Origin of the sequence: Paenibacillus bouchesdurhonensis (assembly GCF_900155685.1) — a bacterium.
Classification (GTDB): Bacteria; Bacillota; Bacilli; order Paenibacillales; family Paenibacillaceae; genus Fontibacillus; species Fontibacillus bouchesdurhonensis.
This window is the reverse complement of sequence record NZ_LT732548.1, coordinates 2,807,539-2,820,835: the sequence shown is the minus strand read 5'-3', so window position 1 is coordinate 2,820,835 and position 13,297 is coordinate 2,807,539. Positions and strand designations below refer to the sequence as shown.

The window sequence follows — 13,297 nt, the reverse complement described above, 5'->3', positions numbered from 1 at the left end:
TCATATCCTCCCTAGTCTTTATAATTTTTGTATATGCTCGAAATACATATCCATTTGTTTGAAGCTCATCCAAATCAATGGAATAACTAAATAGGCGAATACTAGGCTATACATAGGCGAGAAGCCAATGAAGCGGCCAAGCCCGGCTCGGGTTTCCAGCGACTTTTCATAATCGAGACGGCGACGCTCAAATTGAAACGACATTTCATATTCCAAATCATCGAATGCCTTGACGATAGCAATCTTCTCCGCAGCTAGCAGCAGCTTATCTACGAGCCGCCCGAATTCTTCCAAGGATACCTCCTCTTTCAACTCTCTCAATGCGGACTCGGCACCTTGGCTATAATTCAGCAGGCATCGTTCTATCGGTACTTTGAAAATAACGGCATAAACGTACAGCCATTCCAAAATCTCCTCCACAGAGATCCGTTCCAGTTCCTTAAAAATCCCGATCATCGTCATAAATTGATAGATTTCATGGCGCATATCCGCTAGTCTCATTCTTCTTTGAAACCATAACAGCCAGAGCGGAGTCTCATAAGCTACGCAACCAGACGCCAATGCAATTGCAACCTCCCACCACTTTAAATATTCATGGTTGTAACGATCCAGCTTATTTATAATCCGTTTTGCCATCATCGCCAGTTCTTCACGGCTTAACGATTTTCCATGAGCAGCAACCGCCAATTCTGTCGACTTGAAGGCAGTATCGTAATCTATTGCCGAAGAGCCGCTGAGCTCCTTCATCGCTAATTTCTCCATAGCGGCAGTTTGCTTCGCTTCTTCCTCCTCTTGCCGGGACATCGAGCCAAAGAATGTCGTGCTTTCCGGCGGTTCCTGCAGTATTCTGCTCTGGCTCACCATATGCAGGGTGATGCATAGCACGATAGTAAACAAGGAGGCAATGATAAACAGCCCTATCCTCCTGAGTTGAAACCACTCAACTTTCGTTGTCAGATTATTATCTTTAAATAACCGGCTTAACCGATAATAAGAAAGTGATGATCTCGTAGGAACAAACCATTGGACAACTGCTCTAATCCACTGCGTTTTATAGATTCGCGCTTCCCAAGGAACTTTGTTGCCAGCAGCACGATATGATGTCTCCTCTTCATTTTTTATTTTTTGGAGCAAAATATATGAAACTAGTATGATAAGAAAAATAATGATCTTAATCACAATTCCGGCTTTACTTAGATAGAAATAATCCATGAGCGGGAAGTTCTGTCTCGCCCACACCTCAATCGGCTTCGTAAAGAATAATGGTGCAAGGGCAATAATATGCAGGCCCTTTAGCAAGTAATCTAATTTGTTCCGGCGAACTAGATCTAAGTGAATTTCCTGTGTCAAGCTGGCGATCGCCCGCAAATAAACCGAGCCTTGCTTTGCTGACTTATCCCCATATTCCAGCACCAAGCTGGATATCCCGGCGAATGCTTTTAGAAATCGATTAGGCGCAGTCTCATAGTATTGCTCCAACGCTTCTTCCTGCTTGGGAGCAGCCAGTGCCTCATTAATCCGATACGCGTGAGAGCCAATTTCTTCGCCGAGTCCTTCCGCCGCTTCGTCAATCGCATCAACAATCATGCCGTGGCGATGATAAGCATGCCTAACCGCTGCAAAAAACTCCAGCATTTGCTCCAGCAGCTTGCGCTCGATTCGATTCACGAACCCGTCGAGAAAAAGCCCCTGCAATACAGCTGTCGCTATGAGTAGGGTCAGGAAAAATAGAAAGCTTGGATTCATCCAGGTAAGCATGGTTATTCCTAAGCCAAAAGTGAGCACTAACGTATAGACCAGCAGCATAGTCTTTCGGCGAAGTTCAAACTCGGCGTACATATGCAGATGCGATAATTTACCGCGAACTTTGAGCACATAATATCTTAGAGGAGCTATTTTCATAAATAAAGCATAGGATCGGATAAGCAAGCCGGTAATGCGCTGGCGAACGAAAGCCATTGCCGGACGATTGCTGATTTCGTTCCGAGACTCAAGACGTGACATTCGTTTGGAGGCCGCTAATAAACCGAGGAATAGCAGCAGGCAAATGAAGAGAATCCATATTAATACGGACTTAAGCTCCAATTTCTTCCCCCCAGTAGATTCCGAGAAAATGCGTAAATACCGCTTTGTCTTCATCTGTCATTTCGCGGGCCATTTCCCGTCTCATTCGATCAGAGATCGGCTCAACGGACGAATATTGCCCGTTCCGATACTCCAGCACAATTCGTTCGCGGTATCCCCGCTCATCCCGCTCGCATTCCGTGATTTTCTCAATATAACGCTGACCGCTCATACTTTTTCGCAAATGGATATCGAAATCGATTACGCTGACGACCTGCATTTCCGCGACATGCTCATCACGGAACATTCCCGATTTGAGAAGGGAATTACGAAGTGATTCGATTAGATCACGAAATGTTTTGGCATGATGAGTAAATAAAGTGAACATGCTGGCCACCTGAGCCATCTGAATCATCCACGCTGCCACATCATCACTAGCTACCTCACCCAGGATGTTTACGGTACCATCTGTTTTCTTCTGTAAATCCAGCCCGGCTTGACCCGATATATATTCCGTTTCTCGAAACGTCAATATATTTCTTGTGCTGTACAATTTGCGTAAATTCAGCTCAAAAGACATCTCCTGAACTCGTAATGTATAGGAAGGATAAATATGCTTGACTAAGGCCATCAGCAGCGTTGTTTTTCCGGAACCCTGGGAGCCGGTGATCGATGTGATTCTGCTGCCTTTCATTAAAAACTTCAGCAATTGTATAGGCAGCTCAGCATTGTCTCCTTCAATAAGCTGTTCCAGAGCGGCGCTTCTCATATCGAATTTTCGAACGAAGAAAGCCCATGTTTCAGCAAAGGGGGGGCGGACTACTACGACTCTCGAACCATCCTTCATTTCATTAACCTTGTAGCCGTTTGCCTCCGATAGCTGGCCAGGCAAATTGTATTTATAAATGTTCTGGCAAACTCGCTTGAGCTCTGTCTCACACCCGAAGGTCAGAAAGGATAAACGAATGCTTTTTCCTTTATAAAAAATCCACACGCTATCCCAGACTCGTGCTTTCACGCAACCATCTTCATCCTCCAGCCCTTCTTCACTCCAGCCTTCTAGTGATTGAATAGAACTTAGAGGCTGCCAGTTATCCTCTATGACAGTAATCCCGTTTACTCCACCGCTAAATCCATCGATACGCTGCTCCCGAATTTCATCCACTACAGAGAAGCCCTTATACTGCTGGTATACGCGCTGCACTAGAATATCCAGTTTCTCGCGAAAATCGAGCTCTCGGTACTCCAAAAAAAACACTTCCTCGATGTCTTCGCCCGTAATATCATAAATCGCAGCATGATCGAAATTCGATTCCTTAGGTAGATCCAAGCGATACGTATCAATTAACATCGATAATGCCTCATCCCCATAACGAAGGGAGAATAAGTATAAAACGATTTCGAAGCGATCCTGTGCCGTTAACAAATCGCGTTGATGAAAAGGGATGTAATTGTCGATCGTGCGCTCATTCAGACCACAGCCCTTGAGCAGCAAATCCTTAATATAAGACTTCACATAACGCTTGTCATTTCGATCACCCCAAGTACACCCTCGAAGCGCTTTTCGCAGTTCGGATCTACTCTTTAACTTCCGATTCCAAGCCTCCTCACTCATTCCCCAATCGTTGATCTGCGCTCGGCTCAATTCATGAAGCTGCTTCTTCACATATGCAATAAGCGTATTTATGGAGTAGGTTTCCTCATATGTCTCTACCGCTGGAGCCATCTTCTCAGTCGTTCGTGCTTTAATCCAGATGTACGCGATGCCTAGCAGCAGAACAACAAAGATACCAAGCAAGTTCGCGAACTGATTCACGGGTCACGCCCCTTTCACCTTGTCGTCAACAGCAGAGGTCTTGCTTCGCCCTTGATCGGCAAGCGCTAAACGAGCCAGCTCCTTAAAGCTAAAAAGGAACTGTTCCCGCTCATACCCCCGCCCCTTCAACAATCTGTACCTGCGAAAAAACGATATGATATCCTGCCCGTTCCAAGCATCACTAAATTCGGTATGGTAGGGAATACCGATCATCGGTATTTTGCAGTTGTAACGGCGCTTAATATTTGGCAAGCTCCATTTTGAAGCTGCGTCATACTGGTGAATGACAACAGCCAAGGGCGTATTTCCTCTAGCTGCATTAGATCCGACGATTTCAAAAAACGTATCCAACTCAACCCGATTTTGCCTTAAGACGGCTATTAGAGTGTCTTCCTCCCGTTCTCTATCTGTAAATAAAGAACAAGAGCCAGATGTCTGCATAACAACGATGTCATAATAACGCTCAGCTATATCCAATATTGCTTCTAAATGAGCAAATGACGGATGCCTCAGATCATTAATGGTTTTTATGCCATCCGCCAAATCAAGTCGTCCCTGCAGTAGCGGATAAGTATAGTCCGTCATATTGGCTTGGAATAGGCGCCCACTTTCGGCTAGCCGCAACAGCGCCTCCATTCCATAATCCTGTATAGGCAAGCTAAGATCACGATCATGCTCAAGATCACGCGCAGGAAATCCTTCCCCAAGGCCTGTTCCCGAGTATCCGCAATTCATAAGCAGCAAATGGTATTTATCACAAAGAGCAGCCTGTACACCAAAGGCAGCCGCTACTTCAGCTGAGCCTCCATAACCTAAATCCCAAAATACGACTTTACTCATGCCTTTCTCCTTTCAGCTTTGCGAAAAGCTCTCTTTACCGTTTTAATTTCCCAGCCACCCAACTGGGTGATCAGGTCTGTAAGCGCTCGTTTATAAACCCTTGTTATACGATTCATGCGCAAGGTTTGCGAATGCTCGTTCTCTGTTTGAACCGCCATATTAATTTCATCCCAGGGTACTCTTATTTCAGTGGATATCCATTCAATTGGCAGCTGATCCATTAGGCTCATTACATACCGTTCATCGACGTGGCTGTCCATCGTTCGTGTAAACACAGAATGTACCTTCATTCCTTGAAGCTGCGGCCATATCCTAAATAGTTGACTAAAAAAATCGATGCTCTCTGCAATTTCATATCGATCATAGCTTGCCACCCAAGTGATTTTCTCGGCTATGCTCCAAAGTTGACCGTTATTCTGTGACACATGGTCAATGTCGTAAAGACAATAGTCATAGCTGTTAATGTGCACATCGCCTATATTCGTTCCGACTCGCGCAACATCAAACCCATTAAATTCGATCAGTTCCTCCTCTTCAACGATCCCTCCGATCACATATCGGTATTTCCCCTTGTCGGTTGCGTCTATTAGCAATACACGATGACCTGATGAAGCCAATACTTTGCTTATGTAAAGCAGTAAATCACGTTTATCTACGGCACCGATAAATACCCATCGTTCCACCAAATCGTCTCCTTATATCGTATTAGGGGCTCATTTCGAAGCCGTCGCCGGAGGACGGCTTTATCGATGCTGCTGTTCGATCAGCCTGGCCCCCTGCAAATTCGGCGGCTTTCTGGGGCGACACGCCGGATAAATCGGACTCTAAAATTCGCCGAGTAGCAAGGGATAGAGCATGTTCAGCCCGCGCAATGATATTGGGATCTTTCTTAATTAGCTGCAGGACGGCCTCATTAGCCGGGTAGGTCGGGATCGCCTTCGCCTGCAATTGCGGTTCCACATAAGCAAGGGCATAAATCGAAGCTTTATGTAAATAGGCATCCACGATTGCACTGGATAATGACAGTATCTCCATTTCGTCCAGTGTCACCGTAACCGCTTCCCCACTCAACTGCTCTATTTTCTTCTTAGACAGCAAAATATAATCCTGTCCGGTAGGAAACTGAATCCGCACATCTACAACGTCATTCCTCTCAAGCGCCGCAGGGAGCTGAATAAATCCCATTTCCCGCCAACGAAGATCATCGGGTATTGGTTCATCCGCATACAATACCCCTGGTGTCAGCAGCGTTAGCGAGGACAAAGCAATCTTGGCATTTTTACCTGCGATCTCATCCTTTGATTTGATAAAATTAGCGGGGACACTGTCGGCCGGCAATTCAACTCTTCTAATGTCTTCTATACGGATTGGATGTCCCGCTGAAATGTCGCGAGAAAGTGCCCAGCCTGAAATCGATTGGCGCTTGTTCTCGTCCTTCAGCTGCTGAATTTGGGTCTCATAACGTCTTACAAGAGAGGTCTTCATGTCATGCATGTGCTTCACCTGGTATATGGCATAACCGGCAAAGAGGATACCGACTGCACCGGCTCCTGCTATGCCAACGATAATTAACTGCTTCGTCCGCTGCCTAAGTCTGGACATCTAGTCACCCCTTCCTTTCCACCGTTTTCTCTTTAAGCCAAATCCTCTGCCTTCCATTCTTGAAGTCTTTGCAAGCACGGGACTGCAAACTTTCATCAATGCCGCCATCATTTCTTCCCCAGGCTCAAAAGGATCGTTCTCCGCCCCGATCTCATGCACCCGTTCGGTTCCAAGCGGCTTACGCAGTCTGCGAATGGCATTCCGTCCTCCCATCGGAACGAGGCAAACCCATTTTCGCCGAATGCCCTCCCCAACTCGTTCGCCGATTAACATCGCATCTTCCTCTCTCCACTCAGCCCCGGAAGCGATGATAATCGGCAGATCAGCCCGTATGAATTCCTCAAGCAACTCTTTGCGGGCATTAGAGCCAAGATCACATATCACATAATCGTAGCCGTCCGCAAGCAGTTCGATCCACTCGGCGCGGCTCGGATGGCGAATATAATCGACGGCGTGAATATGGAACCGCTGCGGGGTAACAGAATGCTCCGTCCTGCACATCACGCTGCCTGAAACGATTTGCCCCAATTGCCGGAACGCTCTTGACTTCGTCTCCATTTCAACAATAGCTACACGCTTCGAAACACGGGATAAAGTGTGGGCTAACATAATAGCCGTATGTGTAGCACCCACGCCTGGACTCGCCGCAAGCACAGCGATGACGCTGCATCGATTCACCGGCCGAGCCTTTTCACTTTGCGGTTCCACAGTAATCATCGATAATGCCCGGCTTGTATCCAGTGCAGTACTGTACCTGTCCTGCGGCTCAGCCTGCAGCAGCCTGTGCAAAACCGGGAGCATTGGCTCATATCCGTTGTGCCGCATTACATTTGCCGCCTTCTCAGACCAACCACTATGAAGGCCTCCGGTTCCTAAATAGAGCAGTACAGCTCCCAGGGAATACAGATCTGTACGTCCATCGCTTTGTCTGCCTCCGTACTGTTCTGGCGCGGCAAAGCCGACTGATCCGATCAGCACGGTATCTTCCTGCTGATCCTCCTTGTATCTTCGCGCAATTCCAAAGTCGATAAACCGAATCTCTCCATTCTGATCCACTAGTAAGTTAGCGGGTTTTAAATCCCGATGAATAATCGGGGGTTCATGGCTATGCAAGTAATGTAGTCCTTCACAGATTTGAAGACCAAAGGACACAAGCATTTGCAGAGATAAATCATTTCCCTGCCCGACTGCATAATGATCTAAATGCACTCCTTCCACATAGTCCATAATCATGTAAAAGTGTCCCGTTTCCGGCTGTCTGCAGATGTCAATCATTCTTGGCAATCTGGGGTGGTTAAGGGCAATGAGCAGTGCAGCCTCTTCTTCCATCGAAATATGCATATGAGGCGCGGCTCGCACCTCTTTCATCGCCCATGTCTTGCCAGACAGCTTCAAATCCGCGACGAGATACACGCGACTCATCCCGCCCGCGCCGATCAACCGCTCGATTCTGTATCTGCCCGCGAGGATATCACCGACAGCAAGCTTCTCAACCAACGCCAATCGTAAGCCTCCTTCCATGCACAAAAAAGGGAAAGCATCCATGCCTCTACTCTCCGGTTACGCCGGAGCAGAATCATGGGATGCTTTCCCTTCACTGGCTAATGTATAATTTTGGAATCAGTATACGTGATTACGGTATGTTTTGTAAAGCACTTTTTGTAACCTTTTTATTTAACCTCATTAATATTTAATCATATACAACGTAATTTCATCTCGATTATGGAACAGCTGCTTGGCCCTCTGCACCTGCATGCGTGACTGCTGAAACGTCTCAATCACCTCTTGAATAAGCGCCATCGGCTTCTTGCTCAACAGCTTCACGGTTATGATGGCTGTTCCCCCAGGCACCAACGCGTATAGCAATTCACTAACCAGCTTCGCCGTTAGCTTCGGACTCCAGCTCATATCGCAGACTAGCAGGTCAAATTGATGCTCTCGAAGCTTCACTTCTCCTGCATTTTTTCTTATAATCGTAAGTCTCGGCTCGTTCTTTAAGGATGGATGCATCTTGGCCGGGTCTACAGCCGTAACTTTAATTCCGCGCTCCAGCAAAAATGATGTCCACCCGCCAGGAGCTGCCCCAATATCCAGTGCTTCCCGATATGCCGTGAAATCGATGCCAAAGGTCAGCTCAGCCTCAAGAAGTTTGAACTTTGCTCTGGAGATTTGTCCTTCCTCTCGCTGAAATCGTACAGCACCGCCATTCCAGTCGGATATATTATACTCAGGCTGCGATATTCCCGCATAAACGAACTCTTTTCCCACAAATACAGAAACGATGTAATCCGCATCGCGAACGACAAACTCAGCTTTCAGCCCACATAATTTGTCTTGAAGCAGCTCCCTTAGCTCTGACGCACTGCCATTCCATAAGGATTGCTCAGATTTTCTAGGCTGGACAGCTATTTTACCCGCATTCAACAGCCTTGGATCAGACAAAACAAATGCCGACAGAGCATCGATAGCCTCTGCTAAATCCCCTTGTTCCAGCACATGCCATTCCCAATCGATATGGAAAAGGTGCCGCAAAAAAATGGGCGGTTTGCTTAAGATCGCACCGATCACCTGCTCCGCCTCCTTCTGCAAGGTAACTCGCAGCATCTCACCGGGAATGATGACTGTGCTCTTTACCGCACCGAACATTCTACGCAGCTCTTCTTGAGCATACGGCGCAAAGCCATGGTTCGCCGTACAAATCCAATGGGTAGCCGCACCTAGCTTTTCCGCTGTCCCGTTTGCTTCCATTTCCTGAATTTTCAACTTGTAAAACCCCCAGAAGTAATTGCCGTATCAACATGCGGCTCAATTTTATCGGATCTATTTGCGGGTGCTTCTTCTGGTCAAACTCTCAATTTCATCCAGGCGGTCAAATGGAATCGGTCCGTTATGCAGAATTACGCACTCTGGCTTGTTCTGATACAATATTTCGTACATGCTTTTCTTTCCCGCTATACTCGAGGTATGCAAGAAAATCTCCCTAGGATATAATCCTTCCCTCGCGATCGCTGAGGCAACTTCCGCCCCGGTCTTCTCTCCTGGACCCATATCGTAATCTAGTGACAGGATGTCGACTTCGGAAATTCGCAGAAGTTCTATACATTCATCGACGGTCCTAACTAACGTAAATCCTAAGGGACAGCGCCGTAAATCATCCATATATACATGAATCAATGCTCTTCGTCCTTTCCCGCGGAATTCCAGCACTAGGCTTTCACCCACCGCCTCACCCGTTCCATATCTTCTCTATAGGTTCCATCTTCGCCTTTCTCACTCTCAAAAATGCATGGTATTCCTTGTGCCTGTTCCAGTTGGAGCAGCTTGCGGAAGCCACCCTCTCCAATGTAACCCTCACCTATGCGAGCATGACGATCTTTACGGGAATAAGCCGGATATTTCGAGTCATTCAGATGAATCACAGCTAATCCATTCCAAAAATCCAATTCCGTTGCTTTGCCGACAAAAACATCGTCATCCTCACCTACCCACATTCCAGAGGCAAAGGCATGACATGTGTCGAGACAGAAGCCTATACTTTCGGGTGAATGGCATAACTTTCGAATCTGAACGAGCTCCTCCAGAGTCATTCCCATCTCACCATGGTCACCAGCCTGGTTCTCGATAATTAGTTTAGCTCTGCCTTTCCAGCCATAGAGCACATGATTAATACATTGTATAATATTTTGATAGCCTTGTAAGGGGCTTCCAGCCTTATATGTGCCAAAATGAACAATTATCCCCATAGATCCGCAGGCTTCTGCAATTTCTAGATCATTTCGCAGAGAGTTTACGGTTCTTTCAAACTGCTCGCGCGCTGTATCCATATCCACCGCTAAATTACTGGGATAAGGGGTATGAGCTACAGTTACAATCCCATGTTTCTCGCAAAGCACCCGGCAGCGTTCCGCGTCTTGACGATCAAAATCCTTGACCGTTAAGCTCCTTGGGTTCTTGGGAAAATACTGGAATGCACTTGCGCCAGAAGAGATAGCAATTAGCGCAGCCGCAGCATATCCACCCCGGATACTAAGATGTCCGCCTACTGCTGGCTGATTAACGCTCATGCTGGCAGCCTGGACTATAGAAGACCTTTTTACCAGCAATCTCGGTCTTCACAATATCGTCCCCGCAGCGGTTGCATTTCTCCCCTTCCCGATCATACACCTGGCACAGTTCATTAAAGCCGCCCGTCAACGGATCATCCTTCGTCAATGGATGTTCCATGTAGCCTCCTGCTTCGGTGGCATGGATCAAGACATCCCGGGTTGCCTGATACAACCCCGACAGATCATCCTCGGTCAAATTCTGCAACTTAGCGGAGGGACGCAGCCCTGCAGCAAACGCAATTTCATCCGCATAGCAGTTACCAATCCCGGCAACGATCTCCTGATTAATCAGTGCTGTCTTCAGACTGCCCCGGCGCTTTCTGAAAATGGCCTTGAACTTCTCTTCATTCATTTTACGGTCAAACAGTTCTGGCCCTAAATCGGACATCAATTCCTCCGCTTCCTTCGCCGTGCGCAAATGCAAGTAACCTAGTCTCAGCCCGATAAAATATAGCACCATACCGTTCGCAAAAGAAATTTCAATTTGCGTATTTCGGTCAGGTCGATCTTCCAATGAACCTAGGTATAAAAGTCCCCCAAGCATTAAATGCAGCACAAGTCTTCGCCCATTATCCAAATGGAACAGTAAATGTTTGCCACGACGCTCTATAAAAATAATCTGTCTGTTCAGCAAAGCATTTATAAAAGCATCAGGCTCCACGTTGACTGACTTCTCCCGATTAATCACAATATTCGTTATTGGCAAATCCAACACATATTTGGATAATTGAATTCGATAATTATCCATTTCCGGCAGTTCCGGCATCATCATCTTTCCCTTCTCTATCTCATTAGGCCTAGGTGGCTGATTCCAGCGAGTTCACAATCAAGGATTGGACATCGGTTATATTTTCACAAATAGTATCCGGAGTAACACCTGTCTTCTCTATGAGTCCCGGGAGGTTAGTGCGATTCGTTACCCCAGTCAATGTCAAAATCGTTCCGCAGCCCGCATGGGCGCCCGCCGAGATGTCCGTAAGCATATTATCACCAATTACCGCAGTCTCATCAGGTTGTACACCCAAACGCTCCATCGCATGCTTCATCAAAATACCCGAGGGCTTGCCGACAATCACCGGTTCTACGCTTGAAGCCGCCACAATTGCAGCAGAGATCGTACCAGCTCCAGGCATAATCCCTTCCTGTCCAGGCAACTGCAAATCCGGATTCGTCAAAATATATCGGGCACCGTTTGCGATCCACTTCGCGGCCTGCGCCAGCTTATCATAGGAGAACGAACGGTCAATACCCTGCACCACATATTCGGGATTCTCCGTTTCGATCGTTAACCCAGCCTGCTTGAGCGCCTCAATTAAGCCATATTCACCGATCGGCGCCACTTTGGCGCCTGGCTGCATACTTGCGATATACTCTGCGGCAGCAACAGCGGAGGTGCAGACATCTTCCGCTTCTGCAGGGATTCCCATCTGCCGTAAATGCTCTGCCACGTCACTGGGCGTTCTCGAAGAGTTATTGGTTACGAATAAGTACGGTATATGATTATATTTCATTGCATTAATCAAATCATCAGCCCCAGGCATCATGCGGCTGCCATGATACATAGTGCCATCCAGATCAATCAAATAAGCACTCCATCTAGTCAATGATTTCACTCCTTCTTCCGAACTTGATCGACGTATTTCTCCACCCGCAATGCATCGCCAAGTGTAGGCGCGAGTCCTTGAAATTCATCGTTGCCAACGATTCTATGCATGAAGTGATGCAGTGCAGCAAAATGAGAGTCTACAAATACGCCCATCGTTGCCTTGGCGTCAGGGAGCAGCTTCAGGCCAGCAGGCTCCGGGAAGTGGCTCAAAGCACCTCGAAGCAGTTGTACCTGTGGATAGGTGTCCTTTTCCAGATCCATAATAATGCTTCCCCGAGTTCCGACAATCTGAACGGAAAAAGCATCACTTCCCCATGCTATGCGTGATACTTCCACCATACCACGAACACCTGTAACCGTCTCATAATTTATAGCTGCCCAATCATCGACCTTTATCGCCACTTTGCGTTCACTTCCTGGCTCTACCTTGCGTTCATTTACAAATGTCTCGGTAGTGCCATCAATATGGGATAAGTCTCCGAACCAATGACAGATGAGATCAAGCGCATGCACCCCGATATCCGTGATGGCCCCGCCCCCGGATAATTCGCTGCTGACCCTCCAACTGAAGGGTCGCTCCTGATCCAGATAACCGGAGCGAAGATAAGATATTTTACACTGCAGGATTTGGCCGATGCTCTCCTGACGAAGCAGTTCCGTCGTTCGCTGTACTGCAGGATGATAGCGGAACATCAACGCAACCTGTGCGGTTAATTGTTTAGGGAATCCAGCCGCAGCCTGTACAGATTCACTATAGTTATCGGCAATTGGCTTCTCGCAGTAAAGCGCCTTGCCCGCTTCCCCAGCCGTGCGAATGCTGTCGGGATGAAGCGCGTTAGGAGTGCATACACTCACCGCCACCACCGATTCCCGGTTAACGGCCTCCTCAAGACTGTCTGTTATGTGTTCAAAGCCCATTGCAGAGGCCTGTTCTTTATGTAAATCAGGACGTCGAGTCACCAGCGTATCCAGTACAGGCACAAATGGAAGCCTCTTAATCACAGGCAGCGTCCGTAGTGCAACGATATGCGTCTTAGCGATTGTACCAAAACCATGCAAAACAAAAGGAATTTTCCTCATTGTCTGTACCTCCATAAACGATTGCTTCTTATATTCTACATAGAAAAACAAAGCAGAGGCAAATTTCACCCCTTCTTAAACACCAACAAGCAAATTAGAGCCGCATCAAGTCGAAAGGCATCGAAGCAGGATAAGTTTCCACGCTTAGCCCTTATCAAACTTTGAAGCGGCCTGTCATTTCCT

Annotated in this window: 12 protein-coding genes; all 12 read right to left on the bottom strand. The window is 47.2% G+C overall.

The features are described from left to right. Window positions 1–18: 18 nt before the first annotated feature. A complete protein-coding gene (locus CZ379_RS17010; RefSeq protein WP_110932708.1) occupies window positions 19–2,085 on the bottom strand; it encodes a hypothetical protein in 2,067 nt (688 codons plus the stop codon). Further along, window positions 2,075–3,880 carry a P-loop NTPase family protein gene (locus CZ379_RS17005; RefSeq protein ID WP_234404938.1) on the bottom strand — a complete coding sequence of 602 codons (1,806 nt, stop codon included), beginning with the start codon at window positions 3,878–3,880 and terminating at the stop codon, window positions 2,075–2,077. The genes CZ379_RS17010 and CZ379_RS17005 overlap by 11 nt, the downstream gene beginning before the upstream one ends. 3 nt (window positions 3,881–3,883) lie before the next feature. After that, the gene (locus CZ379_RS17000; RefSeq protein ID WP_110932707.1) at window positions 3,884–4,720 is read right to left on the bottom strand and encodes a hypothetical protein; all 837 of its coding nucleotides are present in this window, start codon (window positions 4,718–4,720) and stop codon (window positions 3,884–3,886) included. Then, on the bottom strand, window positions 4,717–5,403 hold the full coding sequence (locus CZ379_RS16995; protein ID WP_110932706.1) for a hypothetical protein: 687 nt from the start codon (window positions 5,401–5,403) through the stop codon (window positions 4,717–4,719). The genes CZ379_RS17000 and CZ379_RS16995 overlap by 4 nt, the downstream gene beginning before the upstream one ends. A gap of 22 nt (window positions 5,404–5,425) precedes the next feature. Then, on the bottom strand, window positions 5,426–6,322 hold the full coding sequence (locus tag CZ379_RS16990; protein ID WP_110932705.1) for a hypothetical protein: 897 nt from the start codon (window positions 6,320–6,322) through the stop codon (window positions 5,426–5,428). Beyond that, the gene (locus CZ379_RS16985) at window positions 6,323–7,825 is read right to left on the bottom strand and encodes a serine/threonine protein kinase (protein ID WP_234404937.1); all 1,503 of its coding nucleotides are present in this window, start codon (window positions 7,823–7,825) and stop codon (window positions 6,323–6,325) included. Window positions 7,826–8,005: 180 nt separating this feature from the next. Then, entirely contained in the window at window positions 8,006–9,070 is a 1,065-nt protein-coding gene (locus CZ379_RS16980) for an SAM-dependent methyltransferase (RefSeq protein ID WP_110934423.1), read from the bottom strand. Between the two features lie 72 nt (window positions 9,071–9,142). Then, window positions 9,143–9,493: a cyclic-phosphate processing receiver domain-containing protein gene (locus CZ379_RS16975; protein WP_234405059.1), complete on the bottom strand. Its 351-nt coding sequence runs from the start codon at window positions 9,491–9,493 to the stop codon at window positions 9,143–9,145. Between the two features lie 35 nt (window positions 9,494–9,528). Continuing rightward, window positions 9,529–10,386, bottom strand: coding sequence for a deoxyribonuclease IV (locus tag CZ379_RS16970; protein WP_110932704.1), 858 nt, complete (start codon window positions 10,384–10,386; stop codon window positions 9,529–9,531). After that, window positions 10,376–11,194, bottom strand: a complete 819-nt coding sequence (locus tag CZ379_RS16965) for an Fpg/Nei family DNA glycosylase (RefSeq protein ID WP_110934421.1) — start codon at window positions 11,192–11,194, stop codon at window positions 10,376–10,378. The genes CZ379_RS16970 and CZ379_RS16965 overlap by 11 nt, the downstream gene beginning before the upstream one ends. Window positions 11,195–11,225: 31 nt before the next feature. Further along, complete coding sequence (locus CZ379_RS16960) at window positions 11,226–12,032, bottom strand: TIGR01457 family HAD-type hydrolase (RefSeq protein ID WP_110932703.1); 807 nt, start codon at window positions 12,030–12,032, stop codon at window positions 11,226–11,228. 5 nt (window positions 12,033–12,037) lie between these two features. After that, a complete protein-coding gene (locus tag CZ379_RS16955) occupies window positions 12,038–13,114 on the bottom strand; it encodes a Gfo/Idh/MocA family protein (RefSeq protein ID WP_110932702.1) in 1,077 nt (358 codons plus the stop codon). Between the last annotated feature and the right edge of the window lie 183 nt (window positions 13,115–13,297).

Excerpts from the sequence above, each read along its gene's own strand:
- CZ379_RS16965 (WP_110934421.1), bottom strand. The coding sequence starts at position 11,194 with ATGCCGGAACTGCCGGAAATGGATAATTATCGAATTCAATTATCCAAA.
- CZ379_RS16955 (WP_110932702.1), bottom strand. The coding sequence starts at position 13,114 with ATGAGGAAAATTCCTTTTGTTTTGCATGGTTTTGGTACAATCGCTAAG.
- CZ379_RS16980 (WP_110934423.1), bottom strand. The coding sequence starts at position 9,070 with ATGGAAGCAAACGGGACAGCGGAAAAGCTAGGTGCGGCTACCCATTGG.
- CZ379_RS17000 (WP_110932707.1), bottom strand. The coding sequence starts at position 4,720 with ATGAGTAAAGTCGTATTTTGGGATTTAGGTTATGGAGGCTCAGCTGAA.
- CZ379_RS16990 (WP_110932705.1), bottom strand. The coding sequence starts at position 6,322 with ATGTCCAGACTTAGGCAGCGGACGAAGCAGTTAATTATCGTTGGCATA.
- CZ379_RS16970 (WP_110932704.1), bottom strand. The coding sequence starts at position 10,386 with ATGAGCGTTAATCAGCCAGCAGTAGGCGGACATCTTAGTATCCGGGGT.